This window comes from Streptomyces sp. B3I8, assembly GCF_030816915.1.
GTDB lineage: Bacteria > Actinomycetota > Actinomycetes > Streptomycetales > Streptomycetaceae > Streptomyces.
In genome coordinates, this window is record NZ_JAUSYN010000002.1 from 1,442,476 (window position 1) to 1,468,431 (window position 25,956).

Annotated in this window: 24 protein-coding genes; 14 read left to right on the forward strand and 10 right to left on the reverse strand. The window is 73.0% G+C overall.

What is annotated here, in order from left to right; translation table 11 throughout:
• The first annotated feature begins 84 nt into the window (after positions 1 to 84).
• The 7 genes from cobM (at position 85) to QFZ64_RS08735 (ending at position 7,891) form a co-directional block, all read left to right on the forward strand.
• Positions 85 to 903, forward strand: a complete 819-nt coding sequence (gene cobM / locus QFZ64_RS08705; RefSeq protein WP_307064043.1) for a precorrin-4 C(11)-methyltransferase — start codon at positions 85 to 87, stop codon at positions 901 to 903.
• Entirely contained in the window at positions 900 to 2,201 is a 1,302-nt protein-coding gene (gene cbiE / locus QFZ64_RS08710) for a precorrin-6y C5,15-methyltransferase (decarboxylating) subunit CbiE (protein ID WP_307064045.1), read from the forward strand. Before cobM ends, cbiE begins: the two co-directional genes overlap by 4 nt.
• Positions 2,198 to 3,976, forward strand: coding sequence for a precorrin-3B C(17)-methyltransferase (gene cobJ / locus QFZ64_RS08715; RefSeq protein WP_307064047.1), 1,779 nt, complete (start codon positions 2,198 to 2,200; stop codon positions 3,974 to 3,976). The genes cbiE and cobJ overlap by 4 nt, the downstream gene beginning before the upstream one ends.
• Positions 3,973 to 4,563 (forward strand): precorrin-8X methylmutase, encoded by a 591-nt coding sequence (locus QFZ64_RS08720; RefSeq protein WP_307064049.1) that lies wholly within the window; start codon positions 3,973 to 3,975, stop codon positions 4,561 to 4,563. Before cobJ ends, QFZ64_RS08720 begins: the two co-directional genes overlap by 4 nt.
• A complete protein-coding gene (locus QFZ64_RS08725) occupies positions 4,560 to 5,510 on the forward strand; it encodes a sirohydrochlorin chelatase (RefSeq protein WP_307064051.1) in 951 nt (316 codons plus the stop codon). Before QFZ64_RS08720 ends, QFZ64_RS08725 begins: the two co-directional genes overlap by 4 nt.
• On the forward strand, positions 5,500 to 6,552 hold the full coding sequence (cobC, locus tag QFZ64_RS08730) for an Rv2231c family pyridoxal phosphate-dependent protein CobC (RefSeq protein WP_307064053.1): 1,053 nt from the start codon (positions 5,500 to 5,502) through the stop codon (positions 6,550 to 6,552). The genes QFZ64_RS08725 and cobC overlap by 11 nt, the downstream gene beginning before the upstream one ends.
• A 121-nt stretch (positions 6,553 to 6,673) precedes the next feature.
• The gene (locus QFZ64_RS08735) at positions 6,674 to 7,891 is read left to right on the forward strand and encodes an FAD-dependent monooxygenase (protein ID WP_307064055.1); all 1,218 of its coding nucleotides are present in this window, start codon (positions 6,674 to 6,676) and stop codon (positions 7,889 to 7,891) included.
• A 268-nt stretch (positions 7,892 to 8,159) separates the two neighbouring features.
• Here the strand turns inward: QFZ64_RS08735 and QFZ64_RS08740 are convergent, their stop codons facing one another.
• Positions 8,160 to 9,263 carry an amidohydrolase family protein gene (locus QFZ64_RS08740; RefSeq protein ID WP_307064057.1) on the reverse strand — a complete coding sequence of 368 codons (1,104 nt, stop codon included), beginning with the start codon at positions 9,261 to 9,263 and terminating at the stop codon, positions 8,160 to 8,162.
• 252 nt (positions 9,264 to 9,515) lie between these two features.
• On the opposite strand from QFZ64_RS08740, the gene QFZ64_RS08745 reads away from it, so the two are divergent.
• Complete coding sequence (locus tag QFZ64_RS08745; protein ID WP_373430727.1) at positions 9,516 to 9,884, forward strand: trypco2 family protein; 369 nt, start codon at positions 9,516 to 9,518, stop codon at positions 9,882 to 9,884.
• A gap of 471 nt (positions 9,885 to 10,355) precedes the next feature.
• On the opposite strand, the gene QFZ64_RS08750 is transcribed toward QFZ64_RS08745, so the two are convergent.
• The 3 genes from QFZ64_RS08750 to QFZ64_RS08760 form a co-directional block, all read right to left on the reverse strand.
• On the reverse strand, positions 10,356 to 11,237 hold the full coding sequence (locus tag QFZ64_RS08750; protein ID WP_307064062.1) for an amino acid ABC transporter ATP-binding protein: 882 nt from the start codon (positions 11,235 to 11,237) through the stop codon (positions 10,356 to 10,358).
• Positions 11,238 to 11,298: 61 nt separating this feature from the next.
• Positions 11,299 to 12,138, reverse strand: coding sequence for an amino acid ABC transporter permease (locus QFZ64_RS08755; protein ID WP_307064065.1), 840 nt, complete (start codon positions 12,136 to 12,138; stop codon positions 11,299 to 11,301).
• The gene (locus QFZ64_RS08760) at positions 12,135 to 13,004 is read right to left on the reverse strand and encodes a transporter substrate-binding domain-containing protein (RefSeq protein ID WP_307064067.1); all 870 of its coding nucleotides are present in this window, start codon (positions 13,002 to 13,004) and stop codon (positions 12,135 to 12,137) included. The genes QFZ64_RS08755 and QFZ64_RS08760 overlap by 4 nt, the downstream gene beginning before the upstream one ends.
• 330 nt (positions 13,005 to 13,334) lie before the next feature.
• Here QFZ64_RS08760 and QFZ64_RS08765 point away from each other — a divergent pair, with 330 nt between their 5' ends.
• The 5 genes from QFZ64_RS08765 (at position 13,335) to thpD (ending at position 18,263) form a co-directional block, all read left to right on the forward strand.
• Positions 13,335 to 14,429 (forward strand): alanine--glyoxylate aminotransferase family protein, encoded by a 1,095-nt coding sequence (locus QFZ64_RS08765; RefSeq protein WP_307064069.1) that lies wholly within the window; start codon positions 13,335 to 13,337, stop codon positions 14,427 to 14,429.
• Between the two features lie 485 nt (positions 14,430 to 14,914).
• Entirely contained in the window at positions 14,915 to 15,448 is a 534-nt protein-coding gene (gene ectA / locus QFZ64_RS08770) for a diaminobutyrate acetyltransferase (protein ID WP_307071619.1), read from the forward strand.
• A 107-nt stretch (positions 15,449 to 15,555) separates the two neighbouring features.
• Positions 15,556 to 16,827 carry a diaminobutyrate--2-oxoglutarate transaminase gene (gene ectB, locus QFZ64_RS08775; protein ID WP_307064071.1) on the forward strand — a complete coding sequence of 424 codons (1,272 nt, stop codon included), beginning with the start codon at positions 15,556 to 15,558 and terminating at the stop codon, positions 16,825 to 16,827.
• 106 nt (positions 16,828 to 16,933) lie between these two features.
• The gene (locus QFZ64_RS08780) at positions 16,934 to 17,335 is read left to right on the forward strand and encodes an ectoine synthase (RefSeq protein WP_307064073.1); all 402 of its coding nucleotides are present in this window, start codon (positions 16,934 to 16,936) and stop codon (positions 17,333 to 17,335) included.
• A gap of 7 nt (positions 17,336 to 17,342) precedes the next feature.
• Positions 17,343 to 18,263, forward strand: a complete 921-nt coding sequence (thpD, locus tag QFZ64_RS08785) for an ectoine hydroxylase (RefSeq protein ID WP_307064074.1) — start codon at positions 17,343 to 17,345, stop codon at positions 18,261 to 18,263.
• Positions 18,264 to 18,346: 83 nt separating this feature from the next.
• Here thpD and QFZ64_RS08790 read toward each other — a convergent pair whose 3' ends face one another.
• The 3 genes from QFZ64_RS08790 to QFZ64_RS08800 all read right to left on the reverse strand — a co-directional run bounded on the left by QFZ64_RS08790 (position 18,347) and on the right by QFZ64_RS08800 (position 22,074).
• Positions 18,347 to 19,432 (reverse strand): aminotransferase class V-fold PLP-dependent enzyme, encoded by a 1,086-nt coding sequence (locus QFZ64_RS08790; protein ID WP_307064076.1) that lies wholly within the window; start codon positions 19,430 to 19,432, stop codon positions 18,347 to 18,349.
• 97 nt (positions 19,433 to 19,529) lie between these two features.
• Entirely contained in the window at positions 19,530 to 20,252 is a 723-nt protein-coding gene (locus QFZ64_RS08795; protein WP_307064078.1) for a DsbA family oxidoreductase, read from the reverse strand.
• 292 nt (positions 20,253 to 20,544) lie between these two features.
• Positions 20,545 to 22,074, reverse strand: coding sequence for an aldehyde dehydrogenase (NADP(+)) (locus tag QFZ64_RS08800; RefSeq protein WP_307064080.1), 1,530 nt, complete (start codon positions 22,072 to 22,074; stop codon positions 20,545 to 20,547).
• A gap of 100 nt (positions 22,075 to 22,174) precedes the next feature.
• Between QFZ64_RS08800 and QFZ64_RS08805 the strand changes: the two genes are divergently transcribed.
• Positions 22,175 to 22,948 carry an IclR family transcriptional regulator gene (locus QFZ64_RS08805; protein ID WP_307064082.1) on the forward strand — a complete coding sequence of 258 codons (774 nt, stop codon included), beginning with the start codon at positions 22,175 to 22,177 and terminating at the stop codon, positions 22,946 to 22,948.
• Positions 22,949 to 23,114: 166 nt separating this feature from the next.
• Here the strand turns inward: QFZ64_RS08805 and QFZ64_RS08810 are convergent, their stop codons facing one another.
• The 3 genes from QFZ64_RS08810 to QFZ64_RS08820 all read right to left on the reverse strand — a co-directional run bounded on the left by QFZ64_RS08810 (position 23,115) and on the right by QFZ64_RS08820 (position 25,952).
• On the reverse strand, positions 23,115 to 23,909 hold the full coding sequence (locus tag QFZ64_RS08810; RefSeq protein WP_307064084.1) for an HAD family acid phosphatase: 795 nt from the start codon (positions 23,907 to 23,909) through the stop codon (positions 23,115 to 23,117).
• Between the two features lie 141 nt (positions 23,910 to 24,050).
• Positions 24,051 to 24,638, reverse strand: a complete 588-nt coding sequence (locus QFZ64_RS08815) for a TIGR03086 family metal-binding protein (RefSeq protein WP_307064086.1) — start codon at positions 24,636 to 24,638, stop codon at positions 24,051 to 24,053.
• Between the two features lie 141 nt (positions 24,639 to 24,779).
• Positions 24,780 to 25,952 (reverse strand): hypothetical protein, encoded by a 1,173-nt coding sequence (locus QFZ64_RS08820; RefSeq protein WP_307064088.1) that lies wholly within the window; start codon positions 25,950 to 25,952, stop codon positions 24,780 to 24,782.
• Between the last annotated feature and the right edge of the window lie 4 nt (positions 25,953 to 25,956).

Consider the following 25,956-nt stretch of genomic DNA (forward strand, 5'->3'; position numbering starts at 1 on the left):
GCGCACCCCACCGCGTCCACCACCCCCGCCCCACCGTCCCCCGCCGTCCCGCGGGTGACCTCCCGTACGAGAGGACCCGACCTCATGGCCGATGCCCCCACCGGCAAGGTGACCTTCGTCGGTGCCGGCCCCGGCGCCGCCGACCTGCTGACCTTCCGTGCCGCGCGCGCGATCGCCGAGGCGGACGTGGTGATCTGGGCGGCCAGCCTCGTGCAGGCCGAAGTGCTCGAACACGCACGCGAGGGTGCGGAGGTCCTGGACTCGGCGACGATGTCTCTGGAGGACGTCGTCGCCGTGTACGAGCGGGCGCACGCCGAGGGGCTCAAGGTGGCGCGGATCCACTCCGGGGACCCGGCGCTGTGGGGCGGCACGCAGGAGCAGCTCGACCGGTGCACGGCCCTCGGCGTCGAGACGGAGATCGTGCCGGGCGTCTCGTCCTTCTCCGCCGTGGCCGCGCTCGCCCGGCGCGAGCTGACCATCCCGGAGGTCGCGCAGTCGGTGATCCTCACCCGGCTCGGCGGCGGCAAGACGCCGATGCCGCCCGGTGAGGAGGTCCGCGAGTTCGCCCGGCACGGCACCACGATGGCGCTGTTCCTGTCGGCGGCCCGCAGCGGCCAGCTCGTGCGGGAGCTGCTGGAGGGCGGTTATCCGACGACGACGCCGGTCGTGGTGGCGTACCAGGCGACGTGGCCGGAGGAGCTGATCGTGCGCTGCACGATCGGCACGCTGGAGGAGACGGTCAAGGAGCACAAGCTCTGGAAGCACACGTTGTTCCTGGTCGGCCCGGCCCTGGACGCCCACGGCACCCGCTCGCACCTGTACCACCCGGGCCACTTCCACGGCTTCCGCAAGGCCGACCCGGAGGCCCGCCGGACCCTGCGCGCCCGGAGGCCGACGCCATGAGCGGCACGACGAGGATCACCGTCATCGGTACCGGCACGGGAGCCCCCCTCGCCGACGAGGCGCGGGCGGCGGTGGCCGGGGCCGGGCTCGTCGTGGGCGGGCGGCGGCATCTGGTGGCCGCGCCGGTGCCGGACACCGTCGAACAGGTGACGCTCGGGCCGCTGGCACCGGCCCTGGAGGCGATCGCCCGGCACCTGGACGGTGGCGGGTGCGGCCCGGTCGTGGTGCTGGCCTCCGGTGATCCCGGGTTCTTCGGGATCGTACGGGCGCTGGCGGAACGGTTCGGCGGTGCGCGGCTCGACGTACGGCCGGGCGTGTCGTCCGTGGCGGCCGCGTGGGCGCGGGCCGGGCTGCCGTGGGACGACGCGGTGGTGGTGAGCGCGCACGGGCGCGCCCTGCGGACGGCCGTGAACGTCTGCCGCGCGCACCCCAAGGTGGCGGTGCTGACCGGACCCGGCGCGGGCCCGGCCGAGCTGGGCGCGGCGCTGGCGGACGAACCTGCCGGACCTGACGGACCCGGGCGCCGGGTCCTGGTGGTGGCGCGGGCGCTGGGCGACCCCGACGCCGAACGGATCGAACAGGTGTCCCCCGCCGAGGCCGCGGCCCGCGACTGGGGCGAGGCGGTGAGCGTCGTCCTCTGCCTGGACCCGGCGCGCGCGCAGGGCCCCGCCCGCACGGTGGCCGGTCCGCCGGCCGGGCCCGCCGCCGGGGGCTGGGCGCTGCCCGAGGACGCCTTCGCGCACCGCGACTCGATGATCACCAAGGCGGAGGTGCGGGCGCTGGCGCTGGCCCGTCTCGGCCCCCGGCTCGGCGAACTGGTGTGGGACGTGGGCGCGGGCTCCGGCTCGGTGGCCGTGGAGTGCGCGCGGTTCGGCGCGGCGGTCGTGGCCGTGGAGAAGAGCGCGGACGGCGTCGGGCGGATCCGCGCCAACGCCGCCGCGCACGGCGTCGACGTGCGCGTGGTGCACGGTGCGGCGCCCGGCGCGCTGGCCGGGCTCGCCGACGATCCCGACGCGGCGTTCGTCGGCGGGGGCGGCGTGGACCTGCCGGACGTGGTCGCCGCGTGCGCGCGGCGGGCCCGGCGGACGGTCGTGGTGGCGCTGGCCGCGCTCGACCGGGTCCCGGCGGCCCGCGCGGCGCTCGCCGGCGCCGGGCTGGACGTGGACGGCGTCCTGCTGCAGTCCTCCCGGCTCTCGCCGCTGCCCGGGGACGTGACCCGGCTGGCGGCGACCAACCCCGTTTTCCTGCTGTGGGGCGTACGGCCCCCGGCGCCCGCTGCTGAAGGAGTTTCCCTGTGATCGGCCTGATTTCCGCCACCGCGGCGGGCGCGGCCGCCCGTGACCGGCTGGCCGTGGCGTGGCCGGACCGTACGCGCGTGTACGAGGGTCCCGTCGGGGACGCCGTACGGCGGGCGTTCGCGGAGTGCGAGCAGCTCGTGTGCTTCCTCGCGACGGGCGCGACGGTGCGCCTGCTCGCGCCGCTGCTCGGCGACAAGCACACCGACCCGGGCGTGGTCTGCGTCGACGAGGGCGGACGATTCGCGGTGTCGCTGGTCGGCGGCCACGGCGGCGGGGCCAACGAACTGGCGCGCGCGGTGGGCGACCTGCTGGACGCCGCACCCGTGGTGACCACGGCGACGGACGCGGCGGATCTGCCGGGGCTGGACACGCTCGGCCTGCCGGTGGAGGGCGCGGTGGCCGCCGTGTCGCGCGCGCTGCTCGACGGGGATCCGGTGGCGCTGCGGGCGGAGGTGGCGTGGCCGCTGCCGCCGCTGCCGGTCGCGGGCAGCGCGGTGGCCGACAGCTTGGTGGCGGACGGCGGGACTTACGCGATCCGGGTCACGGACCGGCTCGTCGAGCCGGACGAGCGGGAAGCGGTGCTGCGGCCGCCGACTCTCGTCGTGGGCGTGGGCGCGTCCAAGGGCGCACCCGTGGCCGAGGTGCTCGGGCTGGTCGAGGACGCCCTGCGCGGGGCCGGGCTGTCCCCCGCCTCCGTCGCCGAGCTGGCCACCGTGGACGCGAAGGCGGCGGAGCCCGGTCTCGTCGAGGCGGCCGCACGGCTGGGCGTGCCGCTGGTGACGTACTCCGCCGGGGAGTTGGCGCAGGTGGCGGTGCCCAACCCGTCCGAGGCCCCGCTCGCCGCCGTCGGCACCCCGTCGGTGGCGGAGGCGGCGGCGCTGGTGCGCGGGGGTGAACTCCTGGTGCCCAAGCGGAAGTCGGCGGCTCGGCCCGCCATGGCGACCTGTGCGGTCGTACGGCGGCCGGGGCGCGGGCGGCTCGCGGTGGTCGGGCTCGGCCCGGGCGCGCGCGACCTGCTGACCCCGCGCGCGCGGGCGGAACTGCGCCGGGCGTCGGTGCTCGTGGGACTGGACCAGTACGTCGGCCAGATCCGCGATCTGCTGCGGCCGGGCACCCGGGTTCTGGAGTCGGGGCTCGGCGCGGAGGAGGAGCGGGCGCACACGGCGGTGGCCGAGGCGCGGCGCGGGCACGCGGTCGCGCTGATCGGCAGCGGGGACGCCGGGGTGTACGCGATGGCGTCGCCGGCGCTGGCGGAGGCGTCCGACGACATCGACGTGGTCGGGGTACCGGGGGTGACGGCGGCGCTGGCGGCCGGGGCGATCCTGGGCGCGCCGCTGGGCCACGACCACGTGTCGATCAGCCTGTCCGACCTGCACACGCCCTGGGAGGTCATCGAGCGGCGGGTGCGGGCGGCGGCCGGGGCGGACCTCGTCGTGACGTTCTACAACCCGCGCAGCCGGGGCCGCGACTGGCAGTTGCCGAAGGCGCTGGCGATCCTCGCGGAGCACCGGGAGCCGGGGACGCCGGTCGGGGTGGTGCGCAACGCCTCCCGGGCGGACGAGTCGAGCCGGGTGACGACGCTGGCCGCGCTGGACCCGGCGACCGTCGACATGATGACCGTCGTCACGGTGGGCAACACCGCGACCCGGGAGATCGCCGGCCGCATGGTCACCCCGCGCGGCTACCGCTGGCAGGACACCCGCCCGCAGGAGCCACAGGAGTCACAGGAGCCGCGCCCGCCGCATCAGCCGCAGAAGCCGGAGGAGGCCCGGTGAACCGTGTCGTGCACCCCATCGAGCAGGAGTCGTTCCGGCGGCTGCGCGCCCGGCTGGACACCTCGCACTTCCCGCCGCTGACCCGGGCGGTGGTGGAGCGGGTGATCCACTCCGCCGCCGACCTCGGCTACGCGTCCGATCTCGTCCTCCACGAGGCCGAGTTGACGGCCGCGCACGCCGCGCTGCACGCGGGGGCGCCGGTGGTGGTGGACGTGGAGATGGTCGCGGCGGGCATCACGCGCCGCGACACCGTCTGCCGCTTGAAGGAGGCGAGGTCCGGCCCCGGGCTGACCCGTTCCGCGCACGCGGTGCGCCTGGCGTACGAGGAGGTCGGCCCCGGCGCGCTGTGGGTGATCGGCTGTGCGCCCACCGCGCTGGAGGAGCTGCTGACGCTGGACGCCTCCCCCGCGCTCGTCATCGGTCTGCCCGTCGGTTTCGTCGGCGCGGCCGAGTCCAAGGCCGCGCTGCGCGCGAGCGGGCTGCCCGCTGTGAGCAACGTGTCCGAGAAGGGTGGTTCGGCGGTGGCCGCGGCCGCGCTGAACGCCCTGCTGTACCACCCCGTTCCACACCCTGAGGAGACCCCGTGACCGCCCCCACACCCCCCGCCCTGCTCATCGCCGGTCACGGCACCCGGGACGAGGCCGGGGCCGAGGCATTCCGTTCCTTCGTGGAGGAGCTGGGGCGTCGGCACCCCGAACTGCCCGTCGCGGGCGGCTTCATCGAGCTGTCCCCGCCGCCGCTGGGCGACGCGGTGGCCGAGCTGGTGGAGCGGGGGGTGCGCCGGTTCGCCGCCGTTCCGCTGATGCTGGTCTCCGCCGGGCACGCCAAGGGCGACATCCCGGCGGCGCTGGCCCGCGAGAAGGAGCGGCACCCGGGGATCTCGTACACCTACGGCCGCCCGCTGGGCCCGCACCCCGCCCTGCTGCGGGTGCTGGAGCGGCGCCTCGGCCAGGCCCTGGAGGGCACCGGGTGGGAGCCGTCGGAGGTGACGGTGCTGCTGGTGGGGCGCGGGTCGACCGACCCGGACGCCAACGCCGAGGTGCACAGGGCCGCGCGGCTGCTGTGGGAGGGGCGCGGGTACGCGGGAGTGGAGCCGGCGTTCGTGTCGCTGGCGGCGCCGGACGTGCCGACCGGACTGGACCGCTGCGCGAGGCTGGGCGCGCGCCGGATCGTCGTCCTGCCGTACTTCCTGTTCACCGGCATCCTGCCGGACCGCGTGCGGGAGCAGACGGGCACGTGGGCGGCTGCGCACCCGGAGACGGAGGTGCGGTCGGCGGACGTGATCGGCCCGGAGCCGGAGCTGCTCGACCTGGTGTGGGAGCGGTACGAGGAGGCCGCGAAGGGCGGCGTGCGGATGAACTGCGACGCGTGCGTGTACCGGATCGCGCTGCCGGGCTTCGAGGACAAGGTGGGGCTGCCGCAGCAGCCGCACTTCCACCCGGACGACGAGGGCCACGACGGCCACGGGCACGGCCATGGCCACGGCCGTCAGCACGGGCATGGGCACGGGCCCGCGCACTCCCATGCGCACTGACACGTCCGATCCCCTGCGCCACCACGGCGACGCGGAGGTGCGGGACGGCGGCCCGGCGCTGGTCGACCTCGCGGTGAACGTCCGCACCGGCACTCCCCCGGCATGGCTGCGCGACCTCATCGCCGCGTCGCTGACCGGCCTGGCCGCCTACCCCGACGGCCGGGCCGCGCGGGCGGCGGTGGCGGCACGGCACGGTGTGCCGGTGGAGCGGGTGCTGCTGACGGCGGGTGCGGCGGAGGCGTTCGTCCTGCTGGCACGGACGCTCCGGGTGCGCCGGCCGGTGGTCGTGCACCCCCAGTTCACGGAGCCGGAGGCGGCACTGCGGGACGCGGGGCACGAGGTGGGCCGCGTCCCGCTGCGGGAGCGGGACGGCTTCCGCCTGTCGCCAAAGGCCGTTCCGCGGGACGCGGACCTGGTGGTGCTCGGCAACCCCACCAACCCCACGTCGGTCCTGCACCCGGCGGCCACGGTCACCGAACTGGCCCGCCCCGGGCGGACGTTGGTGGTGGACGAGGCGTTCATGGACGCGGTGCCGGGTGAGCGCGAGGCGCTGGCGGGCCGGACGGACGTGCCGGGCCTCGTGGTCCTGCGCAGCCTGACGAAGACGTGGGGGCTGGCGGGGCTGCGCATCGGCTACGTCCTGGCGGCCCCGGACACCGTCCGCGCGCTGGAACGGGCGCAGCCGCTGTGGCCGGTGTCGACCCCGGCGCTGGTGGCGGCGCAGGCGTGCGTGTCGCCGGAGGCGGTCGCGGAGGCGGAACGGGCCGCGCGGCGGATCGCGGCCGACCGTGCGGTGCTGGTCGCCGGACTGCGGGAGGAGGGCCTGACGGTGGTGGGCCCCCCGCGGGCCCCCTTCGTCCTGACCCGGGTGCCCGGCGCGACGGAGATCCGCCGCCGCCTGCGCGGCCTGGGCTTCGCGGTACGGCGCGGCGACACGTTCCCCGGTCTCGACGGCGACCGGTGGCTGCGCCTGGCGGTACGGGACGGGCGGACGACGGAGGCGTTCCTGACGGCATTGCGCAAGGCGCGCGGCGAGGAGTGACGCCGGATCCCGGCGTGGCACGTGACGCGGTCCCACGGGCAACACCACACGGTTGACACCTTAACGCCGTTAAGTGCATGCTGGCGTCGCCAGCCCACTTAACGACATTAAGGAACCTCTCATGCGGAAGCGCGCGTTGATCGTCGGCTTGGGGATCGCCGGCATGTCCGCGGCGATAGGACTGCGGGCAGCGGGATGGACTCCCGTGATCGTCGAACGGGCGCCCGCGCGCCGGCGCGGCGGCTACTTCGTCGGCCTGATGCCCGAGGGCAGGCAGGCTGCCGTCGACCTGGGCATCGCCGAGTACCTCCACACCCGCAACCCGGCGGACGAGGGAGCGGTGTGGGAGCTGAACCGGCACGGGAAACGGAGGCCCGGCCTCGGGTTCCTGAGCCAGCCGGGCCACCCCGCGGCGGTGCTGCGCGGTGACATCGAGGAGGCCCTCTGGCAGGGTCTCACCCGGGAGGGCGTGGAGCCCGTCGAGGTGCGCTTCGGCACCTCGCCCGCCGGGATAGACGACGGCGCCGACGCCGTGGAGGTACTCCTCGACGACGCCGCCACCGGCGCGAGGTACCGCGAGAGCTTCAACCTGGTCGTCGGCGCGGACGGGCTCCGCTCCGGCGTGCGCCGCACGGTCTTCGGTCCGCACGAGGACCACATGACGAAGTGGAACGCGATGATCTGCGCCTTCCAGCTCCCGGACCAGGTGCCGTCCTACGGCGCCGAGGACAGCGTCATCACCGCGCGGGCGGGCCGTGCGGCCTGGGTGTTCGGCTTCGCCGACCAGCCCCCGACCGCCCTGCTCACGTACCGCACCACCGACATCGACGGTCAGTTCGCCGGGGACCGGGTCGAGCGCCTGCGCACGGTGTTCTCCGGCATGGACGACCCCGTCGTGCGGTACGTCCTGGACTCCCTGGAAGAGGCTCCCGACCACCTCTTCGACTCGGTGCACCAGGTGAAGATGGAGCGGTGGAGCAAGGGCCGGACCGTACTCGTCGGCGACGCGGCCTGGTGCATGAACCTCTACTCGGGCATGGGCGCCACGACCGCCCTCCAGGGCGGCGCCGAACTGGGCAAGGCGCTGCGCGGGCACCCGGACGACCTCGCCGCCGCGCTGGCCGACTGGGAGGCGGGGCTGCGTCCCGCCGTCCGGAAACACCAGCGCATCGCCCGGGTGAAGCAGCAGATGTTCGTCCCGTCGAGCCGCCGCGCGGAGGTGATCCGCTCGGGCGTGCTGCGCCTCGCCCGCAAGGCCCGGGACCGCCAGGCGGCGAAGCGCCGCGCCACGGCTCCCCGCCCGGAGGAGCAGCTCCCGGCCACGGCAGGCCGCTCGTGAGGGCATGAGCCGTGCGGGGCGAGCGCGGCCGCCGCGACGCCGAACGCCCCGCGCCGGAAGCGCTGCTTCAAATGCTCCGCGAGATCGGCAGCGCTCGAGTCGGCATGGCGAAGGACGGAACGCGAAGTGCCGGGGCGCGAGACCACCGTGGCGGGGAACGATGACGGTCCGCTCCCCACGTCGGCATGTGGCGTGACTGCCACGAGTGGCGACGTGGTCGAGACCGCCGCGTTCGAGGGCCTTCGTGGCGGCCGTGCCGGACGGAGTTCTACCCAACCACCCGGCCGCGCAGCACGATCCGCCGGGGTGCCGCCAGGACCCGTACGTCCTTGCGCGGGTCCGTCTCGTAGACGACCAGGTCGGCGGGGGCGCCCTCCTCCAGGCCGGGGCGGCCGAGCCACTGCCGGGCGCCCCACGCGGTCGCCGACAGGGCCTGCGGCACAGGGATGCCGGCGGTGACCAGTTCGGCGACCTCCGCCGCGACCAGGCCGTGCGGGAGGGAGCCGCCCGCGTCGGTGCCGACGTAGACGGGGATGCCGGCGTCGTGGGCGGCGCGGACGGTGTCGTAACGGCGTTCGTGGAGTCGGCGCATGTGGGCGGACCAGCGCGGGAACCTGGCCTCGCCGACCTCGGCGAGCCTCGGGAACGTGGCGATGTTGACGAGGGTGGGGACGATCGCCACACCGCGCTCCGCGAACAGGGGAATGGTGTCCTCGGTCAGGCCCGTGGCGTGCTCGACGCAGTCGATGCCCGCCTCGACCAGGTCGCGCAGGGAGTCCTCGGCGAAGCAGTGCGCGGTGACCCGGGCGCCCAGGCGGTGCGCCTCGGCGATGGCCGTCTCGACGGCGCCGCGCGGCCAGCACGCGGTCAGATCACCGGCCTCCCGGTCGATCCAGTCGCCCACCAGCTTGACCCAGCCGTCACCGCGCCGCGCCTCCTGGGCGACGTAGGCGGCCAGGTCCTCCGGCTCGACCTCCCAGGCGTAGTTGCGGATGTAGCGGTGGGTTCGGGCGATGTGCCGGCCGGCCCGGACGATGCGCGGCAGGTCGGCGCGGTCGTCGATCCAGCGGGTGTCGGAGGGCGACCCGGCGTCCCGCAGCAGCAGCGCACCGGCGTCGCGGTCGGTGAGCGCCTGCTTCTCGGAGACGTGGTCGGGGACGGGCCCGTGCGCGTCGAGCCCGACGTGGCAGTGCGCGTCGACCAGCCCCGGCAGCACCCACCCCTCGACGGTGCGGACGTCACGCCCCGCGGCACCGGTCGGCCGGTCGTAGGTGATCCGCCCGCCGACCACCCACAACTCGTCCCGCACCTGCCCGTCGTCCGCCCCGACGAGCACCCGCCCCTTCACGTGCAGCACCAGGTCATCACTCATGCACGGCACCCTAACCTCGGGTTCGACGACACGGTCTCCTGAGCGCCGGGGGGTTGTCCGACCGGCTCCCCGGGGAAAGCGCAACCGACTACGCTCCGGACCGCGGTCGGGCAGCCGGGTGACCGCGGCCGCCGCATGCCGTCCGGGCGCGGGGCCGGGGCCGGACGATCAGGGGGCAGGGGCGTGCCGCAGGAGCCGTGGGCCGAACTGGGAGAGACGATCGGGGCGATCCGCGCCGAGTTGCGGAGCGCCATGGAGGCCGGCGGGGACGGGGGCCCCAAGTTCCGAACCGGGCCGGTGGAGCTGGAGTTCACCGTGGAGGCCAAGAAGGACGCAGGTGCCAGAACCAGGGTCTTCGTCCTCCCCTGGACCATCGAGGCCCACGGTGGGGCCGGCGTGGGCCGGACCCACCGGGTCACGCTCACACTGCAGCCGGTCGACGAGCACGGGGAGGACCTGAGGATCTCCGCCCACTCTCCGCAACGCCCCCGACAGTGCCGGACGGTCGGTGAAGTCGCCATGTGTCGCGTGAGGGACGGGACGGGGGATGGACAGAACGAGGGTCGTGGAGATCTGGAATCCGGTCCTCGGCGAGTCGGGCAGCGGGTACCTGATCGGTGACGACGTGGTGCTCACCGCACGGCATGTCGTGGGTGGGGTGCCCACCGGGGGCCGCGTGGACGTGCGGCGGTTGGACGAGCACGGCCGTACGGAATGGGCGGCCGCCGAACTTGTCCGGCACCCGGACGCCGAAGGACCGGACATCCATGAGGAGACGGGCGTCCCGGAGCAGATGAACGTCCCGGAGGAGGTGGACGGGGCGGAGGAGGCGGACGGGGCGCTGCTGCGGATCACCGAACCGGACTGGCAGCCTCCGGTGTCACCGCCGGTCCGCTTCGGGCGGGTAGTGGGGCAGGACCGGGTGCCGTGCCTCGGACTGGGCTTCCCCGACGCGGCCGTTCGCCCCGACCAGGTGCGCGACACCATGCCGATCCGTAGGCACGTGGATCCGCTGCACGGCATCAAGTCCGCGATGACCACGGTGCACGTCGATGTCGGCATCGTGCCGGACCGGGCGCGGTGGCGATCCCCTCAGACCCCCCGCCCCGGCGGCGTCGGAGGCCGCTCCTGCTGGGTGACCGGTGGTTTCGGCGCCCCGTGCACCAGGTCCGACGTCTCCTCCTCCACCTCCGCCATCGCGGGGTCCAGGAGGCGGGAGAGGAAGTGGCGGGTGCGGGTGTGCTGTGGGGCGGTGATGACCTGGTCGGGGGTACCGTCCTCGACGATCACTCCGCCGTCCATGAAGACGACCCGGTCGGCGACCTCACGGGCGAACGTCATCTCGTGGGTGACGACCATCATCGTCATGCCCTCGTGGGCCAGCCGGCGCATGACCGCGAGGACGTCGCCCACCAGTTCCGGGTCGAGCGCGGAGGTGGGCTCGTCGAAGAGCATCACCTCCGGGCCCATGGCCAGCGCGCGGGCGATGGCCACGCGCTGCTGCTGGCCGCCGGAGAGGGAGGACGGATAGGCGTCCGCCTTCTCGGCGAGCCCGACCCGCTCCAGGTTCTCGGCGGCCACCCGGGCCGCCGTCGCCTTGTCCCGGCGGAGCACCCGGCGCTGCGGCAGGGTGAGGTTCTCGGTCACCGTCAGGTGCGGGAACAGGTTGAACTGCTGGAAGACCATGCCGATCCGGCGGCGCACGGCATCGATGTCGACGTCCGGGTCGGTCAGTTCGGTGCCGCCGACGAAGACCTGGCCCTTGCTGGGCTCCTCCAGGAGGTTCACGCAGCGCAGCAGCGTGGACTTGCCGGAGCCGGAGGGGCCGATGACGCAGACGACCTCTCCCTGGCGGATCTCCAGGTCGATGCCGCGCAGCACCTCGTTGTCCCCGAAGGACTTGTGCAGTGCGCGGACGCTGATCTCCGGCACGCCGGATCGCGGGGCGGCGGCGCTGGACTCGGGGGCGCTCACTGGACTGCCTCTCCGGTACGGACGGTTCGGACGCTCACTCGGCTCACCCGGCTCACCCGGCTCACTTGGTGGCCTCCGCGGCCTTGGCCTCCAGCCGGCGGACGACGAATCCGAGCGGCACGGTGACCAGCAGGTAGCACAGGCCGGCGACCAGGATCGGCGTGGAGTTGGCGGTCTCGCTCGCGAGGTCGCGGCCGAACTTCGCCAGCTCGCGCTCCTCCAGGGTGACCCCGAGGAACAGCACGAGCGAGGAGTCCTTGAAGAGGAGGACGAGTTCGTTGGTGAGCGGCGGGATCACGATGCGGAACGCCTGCGGGACGACGACGGAGACCATGGCCCGCGCGTGCGAGAAGCCCAGCGAACGGGCCGCCTCCATCTGCCCCTTGGGCACCGCCTGAATGCCGGCCCGGATCGTCTCCGCCATGTACGCGGCGGACACGAGGCCGAGCGCGATGGCGACCTTGCCGTACGTGCCGCCGGGGATCTCCGTGCCGGGGAAGGCCAGCGGGACGGCCACCCCGACGAAGATGAAGATCAGCAGGGCGGGCAGACCGCGGAAGATCTCGATGTAGATGCCGGAGATCCAGCGGTAGGGACCGACGGACGACAGCCGCATCAGCGCGATCACCATGCCGAGCACGAGGCCGACGACGAAGCCGGACAGCGTGTAGAGCACGGTGTTCTTCAGGGCCAGCGTGATGATGTCCGGGAAGAGCTGCTTGGCCAGGTCCACCTGGGCGAACTGGTTCTGCAGCCGCCCCCAGTCGGCGCCCACCGCCAGCGCGACCACGGCGGCGACGAAGATCACGTACTGCGCGCCGCGCGAGAGCGCGCGCTTCTGCCGCCGGGTCAGTCCGGACTTGCGGGGTGTCAGTGCCGTGTCGGTCCCGGTGTCCGTCATGAGGCGGAGGCGGAGGCCGAGGCGGAGGACGACGGGGACGCCGCCGACTCGTCGTACGGGCCGATCCACTTCTCGTACAGCTTCTTGTACGTGCCGTCGGCCTTCGCGCCGGCGAGCGCCTTGTTGACGGCGGCCAGCAGCTTGCTGTTGCCCTTCTTCACCGTGAAGCCGTACTGCTCACCGGTGTTGATGTTGTCCGCGATCTCGAAGGCGTCGGCGTTGGCCTTGTCCTTGAGCCAGCCCTGGACGACCGGGTAGTCGATGACGACGGCCTGGACCTGACCGGTGCGCAGACCGTTGAGGACGGCGTCGGAGGACTCGAAGGAGACCGGGTCGAAGCCCTGCTTGCGGGCGTAGTCCTCACCGGTGGTCTGTGCCTGGGCGCCGAGCTTCTTGCCCTTGGACTTGACGTCGGCGAGCGAGGTCAGGCCGCTCTTCTTGCTCACCAGGACCGCCTGGGTGGCCTCGAAGTACGGGTCGGAGAAGTCGACGTTCTTCTTGCGCTCTTCGGTGATCGTCATACCGGCGGCGGCGAGGTCGCACTGGCCGGAGTTGAGGAAGGCACCGGTCTTGAAGTTCTCGAACGGCGTGTCGACGATCGCCTGCTTCACCCCGAGGTCGTGCGCGACCAGGTCGACGAGGGAGACGTCGAAACCCTGCACCTTGCCGTCGATCTCGGACTGGAACGGGGGGTAGGGCAGGTGGGTGCAGGTGGTGATCTGGCCGGCCTTGACCAGGGGCACGCCCTTGGCGGTGGCCTTCTTGCCGCCGTCGTCGCCAGAGGAACAGCCGGCCGCGAGGAGCAGTCCGGCGACCGCGGCAGTGGCGGTCAGCACGCGGGTCCGGCGTCCGGGGACCGTGTTCACGACGGGGGCCTCCTGTGGGGGCGTACGGGGCGGTTGTGGTGCGGTTGGTGCAGGTGACGCGGGTGACGCGGGTGATACGGGCGCCACGGGATCGGTGCGACTGTGGTCCGTCTGTGAGACACAGACGGACTTCCGATTATAAGGAGATGTTTGAGGTTCTCAAACCAAACCGATGGTCGAAGGGGTCATAGGGCCTGCGGTTCGGTGGGGGAAGGAGGGGACGGAAGGGTGGGATTAGGCTCACTGTGCGGTGTGGGACGCGGGTGACACCGGTGTTTCCTACCCGCGTCGGCGACCGTTAAGTGACCCGTTGAGTGGAGAGAGCCCGCCGTGAACCACCCCCTGCTGGACCTGGCCCCGCTGACCGCCGCGCGCTTCGCGTCCGTGGAGGACCGGGTGGCCCGGCTGCTCGGCACGCGGAACGACGTGGTGATCATGCAGGGTGAGGCGCTGCTGCCGTTGGAGGGCGCGATCCGCGGGTGCGCCGGGCCCGGCACCACCGCACTGAACGTGATCACCGGACCGTACGGACAGACGTTCGGGGACTGGCTGCGGGACTGCGGTGCGACCGTCGTCGACCTCGTGGTGCCGTTCCACACGGCGGTGAGCGCGAAGCAGGTGCGGGCGGCGTTCGCGGAGCACCCTGAGATCGACTTCGTGTCGCTGGTGCACGCGGAGGCGGCCACCGGCAACACCAACCCGGTCGCGGAGATCAGCGAGGTCGTACGCGAGCGGGGCGCCCTCCTCTACCTGGACGCGGTGGCCTCGGTCGCGGCGGAGCCGGTGCGGGTGGACGCGTGGGGCGTGGACCTGTGCGTGATCGGCGGCCAGAAGGCGATGGGCGGGCCCGCGGGCGTGTCCGCGGTGTCGGTGAGCGAGCGGGCGTGGGCCCGGATGACGGCCAACCCGCGGGCGCCCCGGAGGTCGTACCTGTCGCTCCTGGACTGGAAGGAGCGGTGGATCGACGCGGGGCGGCGTGCGCTGCCGCACGCGCCGGCGCAGCTCGAGATGCTCGCACTGGAGGCCTGCCTGGAGCGGATCGAGGCGCGGGGGCTCGACGAGGTGATGGCCGCGCACGCCTCGGCCGCGGCGGCGACCAGGGCGGGAGTGCAGGCCCTCGGGGGCGGGCTGGAGCCGTACGTGTACGAGGCGCGGGAGGCGGCGCCGGTGGCCACGACGGTGCGGGTGAAGGGGGCCGTGAGCGCGTCGGACCTCGTCACGCGGGCGCTGGCGGTGGATCCCGGGGTGCCGTTGGTGGCGGGCGGCGGCGCGGCGGCGCGGGAGATGGTGCGGGTGAACCACTACGGGGCGGACGCGCACGGACAGATCGTGCGGCGGTGCCTGGTCGCGCTGGGCGCGGCGCTGGAGGGGGCCGGCGTGGGTGGAGTGGATGTGGCGGGGGCGGTGCGGGTCGTCGAGGGCTGAACCAGGGGGGCGCCCCCGCCTCCCCGTCCTGCCCCCCGGGGGGCTCCGCCCCCCGTCCCCCTGTAAAGAAGCGCAGTTCCCCGCGCCTCTTACAAGGGGTAATTGTCGGCTACTTTCTCCGGTGACTTCCCGAGGCAATATCACTTACATTTTCTTTTATCGCCCGAGCAGTTTCCCATATGCTCCTGCCCGATCTTCTTCGGCCTAAACGCAACAATTTCACGCACCCGAAAAGGCGCAATCCGGTCACTCCTCCTCGGGGTCGCGTCGTTGTGACGCGTTCCACAGGGAGGCCGTTTCGCCCCTTTGTTCACCCCGCTTATCAGGACATATCACCGTCGCCTCGCCCGGACGCCCGCGCCCGCCCGATAACACACGTGTCGTCCACACGTAACCCCCCTCGGCGATGCAATTTTCAATTCACCTGGGTAAGTTCATTCCGCATGACCGCCGCACGAGCCGACCTGTCAGCGGAATTCACGGGAATGACCGGAAACACCGGAGACGTACGAACAGACCGTCCGGAGGTGGCGGACGGCGCCGCACTGTGGCGCATCGCCAAGGACTCCGGAACCCTCGACCTCAACTCGTCCTACAGCTACCTGCTGTGGTGCCGTGACTTCGCCGGCACCTCGGTGGTGGCCCGCACCGCCGACGGCACCCCCGTCGGGTTCATCACCGCCTACCTGCGTCCCGACCGCCCCGGCACGCTGCTGGTCTGGCAGGTCGCCGTCGACGCCTCGTACCGCGGCCGCGGCCTCGCCGCCCGCATGCTCGACGACCTGGCCGCCCGCGTCGTCACCGAGCACGGCGTCACCGGCCTGGAGACGACCATCAGCCCCGGCAACACCGCCTCCGAGCGCCTGTTCGCCTCGTTCGCCCGCCGCCACGGTGCGACCGTCGAGCACACGGTGTTGTTCGGGACGGACCGGTTCCCCGACGGTCCGCACGACCCCGAGGTGCTGCACCGCATCGGCCCGCTCGCGGCCGGCGGTACCCCCTCGGCACACGCCGCCTGAGTCCGACGGCCCCGGCACCACCTGTTCCCCTCTCGCCTCCCCGCGCCGGGGCCTCGTCCCGCTACGTCCGAGTCCCACTCCCACCCCACCACCGAGGAGCGATTCGCGTGACCATCACCCAGCCCGACCTCAGCGTCTTCGAGACTCTCGAATCCGAGGTACGCAGTTACTGCCGCGGCTGGCCCGCCGTCTTCGACCGCGCCCGCGGCAGCCGTATGTACGACGAGGACGGCCACGGCTACCTCGACTTCTTCGCCGGCGCCGGCTCGCTCAACTACGGCCACAACAACCCCGTGCTGAAACGCGCGCTGATCGACTACCTGGAGCGCGACGGCGTCACGCACGGGCTCGACATGTCGACCACCGCCAAGCGGCAGTTCCTGCAGACCTTCCAGGACCTGGTCCTGCGCCCGCGCGACCTGCCGTTCAAGGTGATGTTCCCCGGCCCGACCGGCACCAACGCCGTGGAGTCCGCGCTGAAGCTGGCCAGGAAGGTGAAGGGCCGCGAGGCGATCGTGTCGTTCACCAACGCCTTCCACGGCATGTCACTGGGTTCGCTCGCCGTCACCGGCAACGCGTTCAAGCGGGCCGGCGCGGGCGTTCCGCTGGTGCACGGCACGCCGATGCCGTTCGACAACTACTTCGACGGCGCCGTCGAGGACTTCCTCTGGTTCGAGCGGCTGCTGGAGGACCAGGGCTCCGGCCTCAACAAGCCCGCCGCCGTGATCGTCGAGACCGTGCAGGGCGAGGGCGGCATCAACGTCGCCCGTCCCGAGTGGCTGCGCGCGCTGGCCGAGCTGTGCGAACGCCAGGACATGCTGCTGATCGTCGACGACATCCAGATGGGCTGCGGCCGTACCGGCGCGTTCTTCTCCTTCGAGGAGGCCGGCATCACGCCCGACATCGTCACCGTCTCCAAGTCGATCAGCGGGTACGGCCTGCCGATGGCGCTCACCCTGTTCAGGCCGGAGCTGGACGTCTGGGAGCCGGGCGAGCACAACGGCACCTTCCGCGGCAACAACCCGGCGTTCGTCACCGCCACCGCCGCGCTGGAGACCTACTGGACCGACGGCTCCGCCATGGAGAAGCAGACCCGCGCCCGCGGGGAGCAGGTCGAGCAGGCGCTCATCTCCATCACCGAGGAGAACCTGGCCGACATCAAGGAGTACCGCGGCCGCGGCCTGGTGTGGGGCCTGGAGTTCCACGACAAGGAGCGGGCCGGCCGCATCGCCCGGCGGGCCTTCGAGCTGGGCCTGCTGATCGAGACGTCCGGTCCGGAGAGCGAGGTCGTCAAGCTGCTGCCCGCCCTCACCACGACCGGCGAGGAACTGGACGAGGGGCTGCGCGTCCTCGCCCGCGCGGTCCGCGAGACGGCCTGATTCCGGCCGTCGGCACGACGACCGGCGGGCCCGAGAGCATCACGCACCCCGAGAAACGCCGAGCCCGGCGCACACCGCGCCCACCGAGAAGGAGGCCCACCCCACCGTGATCGTCCGATCGTTCAAGGAAGTCGAAGGCACCGACCGACACATCAAGTCCGAGTCCGGCACCTGGGAGAGCAAGCGCATCGTCCTCGCCAAGGAGAAGGTCGGCTTCTCCGTGCACGAGACGATTCTCTACGCGAACACGGAGACGTCGATGTGGTACGCCAACCACATCGAGGCCGTCGTCTGCACCGAGGGCGAGGCGGAGCTCACCGACCGCGAGACCGGGAAGACCTACACGATCACCCCCGGCACGATGTACCTCCTCAACGGCCACGAGCGGCACACGCTCAAGGTCAAGGAGAAGGACTTCCACTGCGTCTGCGTGTTCAACCCGCCCGTGACCGGACGGGAGGACCACGACGAGAACGGCGTCTACCCGCTGCTCACCGAGGAGGTGTGAGGACCCCATGACCGCTCCCACCAGCACGTCGTCCGCCGCCGGATCCGGCGTCACCGACCTCTACCCGACCCGTGGGGCCACCGAGGTGTCCGTGCCCCGGCAGGACCCGGTCGTCTGGGGCGCCCCGGACACGCCCGGTCCGGTCTCGGCGGACGAACTGCTCGGCCTCGACCGCGACGGCTTCCTCGCCGTCGACCAGCTCATCACCCAGGACGAGGCCGCCGGCTACCGCGCCGAGCTGGAGCGGCTGGTCGCCGACCCTGCGGTCCGGGCCGACGAGCGGTCGATCGTCGAGCCGAAGTCCCAGGAGATCCGTTCGGTCTTCGAGGTGCACCGGATCAGCGAGGTGTTCGCGGCCCTGGTGCGCGACGAGCGCGTCGTCGGCCGGGCGCGGCAGATCCTCGGCTCGGACGTGTACGTCCACCAGTCGCGGATCAACGTCAAGCCGGGCTTCGGGGCCAGTGGCTTCTACTGGCACTCGGACTTCGAGACCTGGCACGCCGAGGACGGTCTGCCGAACATGCGGACGGTGTCCGTGTCGATCGCGCTGACCGAGAACTACGAGACCAACGGCGGCCTCATGATCATGCCGGGGTCGCACAAGACGTTCCTCGGGTGCGCGGGGGCCACGCCGAAGGACAACTACAAGAAGTCGCTGCAGATGCAGGACGCGGGCACGCCGTCGGACGAGGCGCTGACCGCGATGGCGGGCGAGTACGGCATCAGGCTGTTCACCGGCAAGCCGGGCTCGGCCACCTGGTTCGACTGCAACTGCATGCACGGTTCGGGCGACAACATCACGCCGTACCCGCGCAGCAACGTGTTCATCGTGTTCAACAGCGTGGAGAACGCGGCGGTGGAACCGTTCGCGGCACCGGTGCACCGGCCGTCCTTCATCGGGGCGCGGGACTTCACGCCGGTGAGGTGAGCGTCCCGGCGGCAGCCGGCTTCCGGGGCCCCGCCGACCGTGATGTCGCGGTCGGCGGGGCCCCGGGCGTGTGCGGGCGGTCCCTACGCCTCCAGCACGTCCAGGAGCCGGTCCACGTCCGCCGGGGTGTTGTAGAGGTGGAACGCGGCGCGCAGATTGCCCGCACGGTCGGAGACCTCGATCCCGGCGGCGCTCAGCGCCGGCTGCCGGTCGCCGAGTCCGGGCACCGAGACGATCGGTGAGCCCGGCGCGGCCACCGGCTCGTGCCCGAGGGCGGCCAGACCGGTGCGGAACCGCTCGGCGAGGGCGAGGTCGTGCGCGCGTACGGTGTCCACGCCCAGTTCCTCCAGGAGGGCGAGGGAGTGGCGGGCGCCGGTGTAGGAGTAGAGGGCGGGGCTCTCGTCGAACCGGCGGGCGGAGTGCGCGAGTTCCTCGACCGGGCCGTAGCAACTGTCCCAGGGCCGCTCCCCCGCCACCCAGCCGGCGAACACGGGTTCGAGTTCGCGGGGCTCCTCGGGGACCACGAGGAAGGCGACGCCGCGCGGGCAGAGCAGCCACTTGAAGGCGACGGCGGAGACGTAGTCGTACGCCCCCGCGTCGAGGTCGAGCCAGCCGGCGGCCTGGGAGGCGTCGACGTAGGTGCGCGCCCCGTGCGCGTGGGCGGCGGCACGGATCGCGGGGAGGTCGGCGATGCGGCCGTCCGCGGACTGTGCGGCGCTGACCGCGACGAGGGTGGTGCCAGGGCGCACCGACTCCGCGACCGCCTCCAGCGGCACCGTGCGGACCTTCAGGTCACGGCGTACGTGGAAAGGGGTGACCACGGAGCTGAAGTCGCCCTCGGCGGTGAGGACTTCGGCTCCGGCGGGGAGCGAGGTGGCGATCAGCCCGGTGTACGTCGCGACCGAGGCGCCGGTGGCCACCCGGGTGGCGGGTACGCGGACAAGGTGGGCGAAGGAGGCCCGGGCGGCCTCGACGTCCGCGAACATGTCGGTGGGCCGGCCGACGGCCGCCGCGTCGAGCGCGACGCGCATGGCGGCGACCGTGCGGGCCGGGGGCAGCGAGGTGCTCGCGGTGTTCAGGTAGGTGGTTCTCGGAGCGAACTCGGCACGGACGAGGGCGGCGAAGTTCTCAAGCTTCTCGGGACTCTCGGTGCTCTCGGGGCTCTCCATGGGTCAACTGTGCGACGCGGGGAGCGCCCCGTCCATTGGCAATTTCTGCGTGGTTGCCCCAAGAAACGCTTATGCGACGCGTTCGACCTGCGGTTCGTCAGTTCCGCGGCACCGCGCACCCGTCCGGGCCACAGGCGTCGGCACCGTCGCCGTCGCCGTCGAGCAGCCGCAGGGGGGTGTGCGCCTCCCACGCCTGGGTGAGGGCGCGGGTGAAGACCTCGGCGGGCTGGGCGCCGGAGACGCCGTACTTGCGGTCCAGGACGAAGAAGGGCACGCCGTTCGCGCCGAGCTCGGCCGCCTCGCGCTCGTCGGCGCGCACGGCGTCGGCGTACGCGTCCGGGTCGGCGAGGACCGCCCGTACGACCGTCTCGTCGAGGCCGGCCTCGACCGCCAGCTCGACCAGCCGGTCGTCGCCCTCGGAGAACACCGAGCGCTCCTCGGCGAAGTTGGCCCGGTACAGGATCCGCAGCAGCTCGGCCTGCCTGCCGTGCTCCTTGGCGAGGTGGAGGAGGCGGTGCATGTCGAAGGTGCCGCCGTTGTCGCGGTCCCGGGTGCGGTACGCGAGCCCCTCGGCGGCGGCCTGCGCGCCCAGGTTGTCCTCACCGGCCTGGGCCTGCGCCTCGCTCATCCCGTACTTGCGGGTGAGCATGGTCAGCACGGGCTCGACGTCTCCCCTGGCCCGGCCGGGGTCCAGCTCGAAGGACCGGTGCACGACCTCCACCCGCTCCCGCTGCGGAAACCCGGCGAGCGCCTTCTCGAACCTGGCCTTGCCCACGTAGCACCACGGACAGGCGACATCGCTCCAGATCTCGACACGCATGCTCGGCTCTCTCCCCTGCTCACACCGGTACGGAAACGGGACCACGGGACCACTCCTCGCGGAGACGAGTCGTCCCGAACGGTACGTGAACCTTCAACAGCGCACCGGCATTCCCCGGCCCGCGAGGGGCGCCCCGCGAGGAGGCGCACCCTCGAGGGGCGCGGGGAACCGCGCGACCAGCCACTTCCGACCCGCACCCGCCGAACAACCCGCGGTCAATGGCCCCCATGCGAAAGGGGGCACGGGGCCCCGGGCCCCGCACCCCCACACGCACCCTCAGCGGAGCGTCACGTCACCGCTCCAGCCGCCCGTTGAACCGCCGCGGCACCCCCGCCTCGTTCGCGTCCCGCAGCTCCACCGGCAGCAGCGCCTCCGGCACCCCCTGGTACGCCACCGGCCGCAGCCACCGTTCGATCGCCGTGCCGCCCACCGACGTGGACGTCGACGTCGTCGCCGGGTACGGCCCGCCGTGGTGCTGCGAGGGCGCGACGGCCACCCCCGTCGGCCAGCCGTCGACCAGCACGCGCCCCGCCAGCGGCGTCAGCTCCGCGAGGAGCTCGGCGCCCCGGCCCTCGCCGGCGCCCTCCGCCTCGGACAGGTGCAGCGTGGCGGTGAGGTTGCCCGGGAGGCGGGAGAGGACCGCGGTGACCTCGTCGGCGCTTTCGTAGCGGGCGACGACCGTCACCGGTCCGAAGCACTCCTCGATCAGCACGTCGTAGGCGCCCTCGGCGGCCAGCCGGCTCGCCGGGACGGTGAGGAACCCGGCGCTGACCGTGTGCTCGCCGCCCGCGCCCGGCGTCACCGGGCTCTCCACGTCGGCCAGTCGCGTGCGCTCCTCGATCCCGGCGAGGAAGTGGTCCCGCATCCGGTGGTCGAGGAGCACCCCGGCGTCGGTGTCGCTGACGCCGTCGATGAGCGACTTCAGCAGCCGGTCGCCCGCCTCGCCGGCGGGGGCGAGGACGAAGCCCGGCTTGGTGCAGAACTGGCCGACGCCCATCGTCATCGAGCCGGCCAGCCCGGTGCCGATCGCCTCGGCCCGCTCCTCGGCCGCCGCCTCGGTGACGACGACGGGGTTGAGGGAGCCGAGCTCGCCGTGGAACGGGATCGGCACGGGGCGGGCGGCCGCCGCGTCGAAGAGGGCCCGGCCGCCGCGTACGGAGCCGGTGAATCCGGCGGCGGCGACCAGCGGGTGCTTGACGAGCTCGACGCCGGCCTCGAAGCCGTGCACCAGGCCGAGCACGCCCTCGGGGATGCCGTGCTCGGCGGCGGCGCGGCGCAGCACCTTGGCGACCAGCTCGGACAGGGCCGGGTGGTCGGGGTGGGACTTGACCACCACGGGGCAGCCGGCCGCGAGCGCGCTCGCCGTGTCGCCGCCGGCGACGGAGAACGCGAAGGGGAAGTTGGACGCCGAGTAGACGGCGACGACTCCGAGCGGCAGCTTGTAGCGGCGCAGGTCGGGGGTGGGCGGCACGGTCGTGTCGTCGGGGTGGTTGATCACCACGTCGAGGAAGGCGCCCTCGTCGACGATGCCGGCGAAGGCCCGGAGCTGGAAGCAGGTCCGGGCGAGCTCGCCGGTGAGCCGGACCGGGCCGAGCGCGCTCTCGGCGTCGGCGACCTCGATGAGCGTGTCCTTGGCGTCCTCCAGCCGCTGGGCGGCGCTCCGCAGGAACGCCGCGCGCACGGCGCGGTCGGCCAGGGCGCCGCGCGCCTCGTGCGCGGCGCGGACGGCGGCGTCCACCTCCTGGGCCGTGGCCTCCACCGCAACCTGCTCGCGCTGCTTCCCGGTACGGGGGTCGACACTCCAGACTGGTGCTGCTGCCACCGCGGGTCCCTCTTTTTCTCGTTCGATATACTGAACGCCGTCTCTGATGGTGAATACGCTGTGTGAGACTATTTCGCGTCCAACGAAGGGGTCAAGGGCGATGTCGGCAGGCGAGACGGGCGGCGGGGCACAGGTCAAGTCCGCGGTACGGACGGTTGAGCTGCTCGAATACTTCGCCGGACGGCCCGGCATGCACTCCCTGGCCGCCGTGCAGGAGGCGGTCGGATACCCCAAGTCCAGCCTCTACATGCTGCTGCGCACCCTGGTGGACCTCGGCTGGGTGGAGACCGACGCGACCGGCACGCGGTACGGCATCGGCGTACGGGCACTGCTGGTCGGTACGTCGTACATCGACGGCGACGAGGTGGTGGCGCTGGCCCGCCCGACCCTGGACCGGCTCTCGGACGACACCACGGAGACCATCCACCTGGCCCGGCTCGACGGCACCAACGTGGTCTACCTCGCCACCCGCCAGTCGCAGCACTACCTGCGTCCCTTCACCCGGGTCGGCCGTCGGCTGCCCGCGCACTCCACCTCGCTCGGCAAGGCGCTGCTGTCCACGTACAGCGACGAGCAGGTGCGGGGGCTGCTTCCCGAGACGCTGCCGGCGCTGACCGAGCACACGATCACGGACCGGGAGAAGCTCATCGAGGAGCTGCACCAGATCCGCGAGCAGGGCATCTCCGTCGACCGTGAGGAGAACACACTGGGGCTGCGCTGCTTCGGTGTGGCGATCCCGTACCGCACGCCCGCCCGGGACGCGATCAGCTGCTCGGTGCCGGTGGCGCGGCTGACGCCGGCGCACGAACAACTGGTGCAGGACGCGCTGTTCGACGCGCGCGACCGGCTGACCCTGGCCACGCGCCGCCTCTGATCCCCTGCTCCTGCCGTCAAGCCACCCGAAGCCGGATCCGGTTGCCGCTCCATGGGCCGGTACCGGACCCGGCGACGGCTTTCACCACCGCGCAGGCGTGCGGACGGTGAGGGCCGTCGTCACGTCATGCCCCGGGATTCCCCTCTACCGCACGTCAACCGCACCTCTACTGCACGAAGTACGTCGGGTTCGGCAGCTTGTACTTCTTGTCGGCGTAACCGCCCTCCAGGTCGGAGTACTGGTCGCCGAAGTTGGCGACGACGTCGTACCCGAGGGACTCGATGTGCTTGCGGGTGCCGGACTTGTACTCGACTGTGGTGCACTTCCACGCGCCCGGGGTGGCACAACCGCGCAGGTACGCCGGCGGGTTGGCCACGTCCTTGAGGAACATGTGGGCGGCGTCCAGGTTGACGTCGGCGCCGACCTTCTTCAGGTTGTCGACGGCGGCGGTGCGCTGCGCCTCGTTCAGGCCCGAGTTGTAGAAGACCTCGACGCCCTTCTTCTCGGCGTACCGCACGAGGGCGGGGCTGCCGAAGACCTCCGGTCGGTCGGCCCGGTTGACGTACTCGGCCCAGGTGGCGCTGTTGTAGCCGTAGTTGTTCTTCTTCTCGTAGTCGAGGCTGAGCAGCAGCGTGTCGTCGATGTCGAAGACGACGGCCGGCTTCACGCGCCCGTGCTTCGCCCCGCGGGCCACCTTGTCCAGGTACCGCTTCGCCTGGGCGTCGACGCGGGCGAGGTCCTTGGCGTAGGGGCTGTCCGGGGACGCCTGGTAGACGCGGTCGGCGTCGAGCGCGGTGCCGTAGTAGGTGTCGATGTCCTTGGTCAGCAGCCCGATGTTGTACGGCTCGTGGGTGGAATCGGCCGTGGACTGCCCGGCGGTGGCGGCACCGGCACCGTAGAGCGCGGCGGCGGCGACGGTACAGGCGGCGGCGACGGCCGTGGTGCGGAGTGGCTTATTCATGACAGGTTTCTACGCGCGTCACCCCGCCGAGCGCGAGGCCCGTTGCCCTATCGATACCTGAACAGCGGAAAATCGGACCCCACGGCTACGGGCGCCGGTCCGGGACACGGCGGCTACGGGCGCCGGTCCCGACTGCCGTCGCTACGGGCGCCAGTCCGGCATACGGCCACTCAGGCCGACCGCCCGGTCGAGCAGGGGCGCTCCCTCCGGCACCGCGACGACGTGCCCGAACATCCCGCGCCCCTCGCCCGCCTTCTCCGCCGCGCCCGCGAGCAGCCCGTACGCCGCCCGCAGCGCCGCCTCGTCGGGCTCGTACTCCTGCCCCGTGGCCCGCGCCAGGTCCCAGCCGTGAATCACCAGTTCGTCCGCCACCACGGCCCCCGCGACCGCCCCCGGCAGGTCCACTCCACCCGCCCGTGTCATGCCGCTCCACGCCTCCGGCTCCCGCCACACGGCGGCCAGTTCGTCCAGCGCCTTCGGCAACTCCGCCCGCCAGCCGGACGGAAGCCGCGAGGCGGCCGGGTCCGGGGCGCTGTCCGTCATGGCACCGAGCCGCTTGCGTCCGGCCTCGCGGAAGGCGACGGAAAGCCCGAGGAGATGGCCCAGCATGCCCCCCACCGAGTACTCGGGGCAGGGCGTCGGACCGTCGAGCCGTTCGTCGGCCACGCCCTCCGCGAGTCGCGCGATGATCACGGTCTGCGGGCCCAGGTCGACGGTGGTGGCATCCATGCGTGTCTCCTCCTCGGAGCGTCAGGGGCGCGGAACGCGCCCTCGAAGGAGGGACCGCCCCGGCCCGCGAAACTCATCGGTGCCGCCGGAACCCGTCCCGCCACTCCCCGCCGGACGCCGACGGGGCCGCCCCCGGCCCCCTCAGCCGAGTTCCGCCAGCCCCCGTCGCACCGCCACGAGGTCCTGGTCCGACGCCAGTCCCGCGTGGTAGAGCCGCAGTTCCGTCGCGCCCAGGTCCGCCGCCCGCCGGGCGTCCTGCGCGAGTGTCCCCGGGCTGCCGCCCATCCCGGACACCACCGTCAGGTTCGCCGCCAGCACCGCGCCCCGCGCACCCTGCTCCGCGAAGGGCGTCAGCGGTTCCGGACCACCGGTGCACGGGACGACCACCCCGTCCGCCGCTTCGAGGACGTGGCCCGGGTCGACTCCGGCGTTCGCGCCCACGTGGTACCAGACCGGGTCCGCGTGCAGCAGCACCCGGAAGCCGTCCGGCGCCGCCGCCCGTACCGCCGCGACCGCCTCCTCCTGCAGGGAGCGGGCCACCGGCTCCCGCCACGCGCGCGTGGCCGCCGCCCGCTCCGCGCCGAGCAGTTCCTCCACCGCCGGCCAGCCCCCGCCGGAGGGCGCCCCCCGCCACACCGGCTCCAGCGCGTCCCGTACGGCCGCCGCCAGTTCGTCCGCGTCCGTGACGTATCCCGTCCGGCCGTATCCCGTCCGGCACGTGGCGCAGAAGCACAGCGACATCAGGTACTGGCCGGCGTCGCCGAGCCCGATGCCGCCCGTCTTGTCGTGGGCGTGCAGATGCGCGAGCCCGTACCAGCCGAGCGACTCCAGCTCCGTCCCGGCCGCCCCGGGCCGTACGGCCGCCTCCGCCGCGAGGTCCACGAGGTACGCGCGGGTGGCGGGCTGCGCGATGCACGGTGCCCACGGGTAGCGGTCGCCGTACGCGTTGACGACCGACGTGTGCGGATGGTCCGCGCCGAGCCGGGAGTTGTGCGCGAGCACCACCCAGGTATGCACCTCGAGACCGGCCTCCGTCAGCGCCGCCGCGGCCTCGCCGAAGGCATCGCCGGGTGCCCAGTCACCGGCGGCGTACGGCCGCAGCACGCGGCCCCGCCAGCGCTCCCCCACCGGGTACAGCACGGCGGCGTGTTCGGCGGTGACGACCCGGTGGCGGGGGTGGCGCGGCGTGAGCGCGCGCGTCGAGTGGTACGCGGAGGCCAGGGTCGCCCGGCGCACCCCGAGCGCGGCGAGGCGTCCGGGCGCGTGCGGGTCCCCGTTGACGTCCCAGGGGTTGACGAATGCCGACGCCTTCACCGTT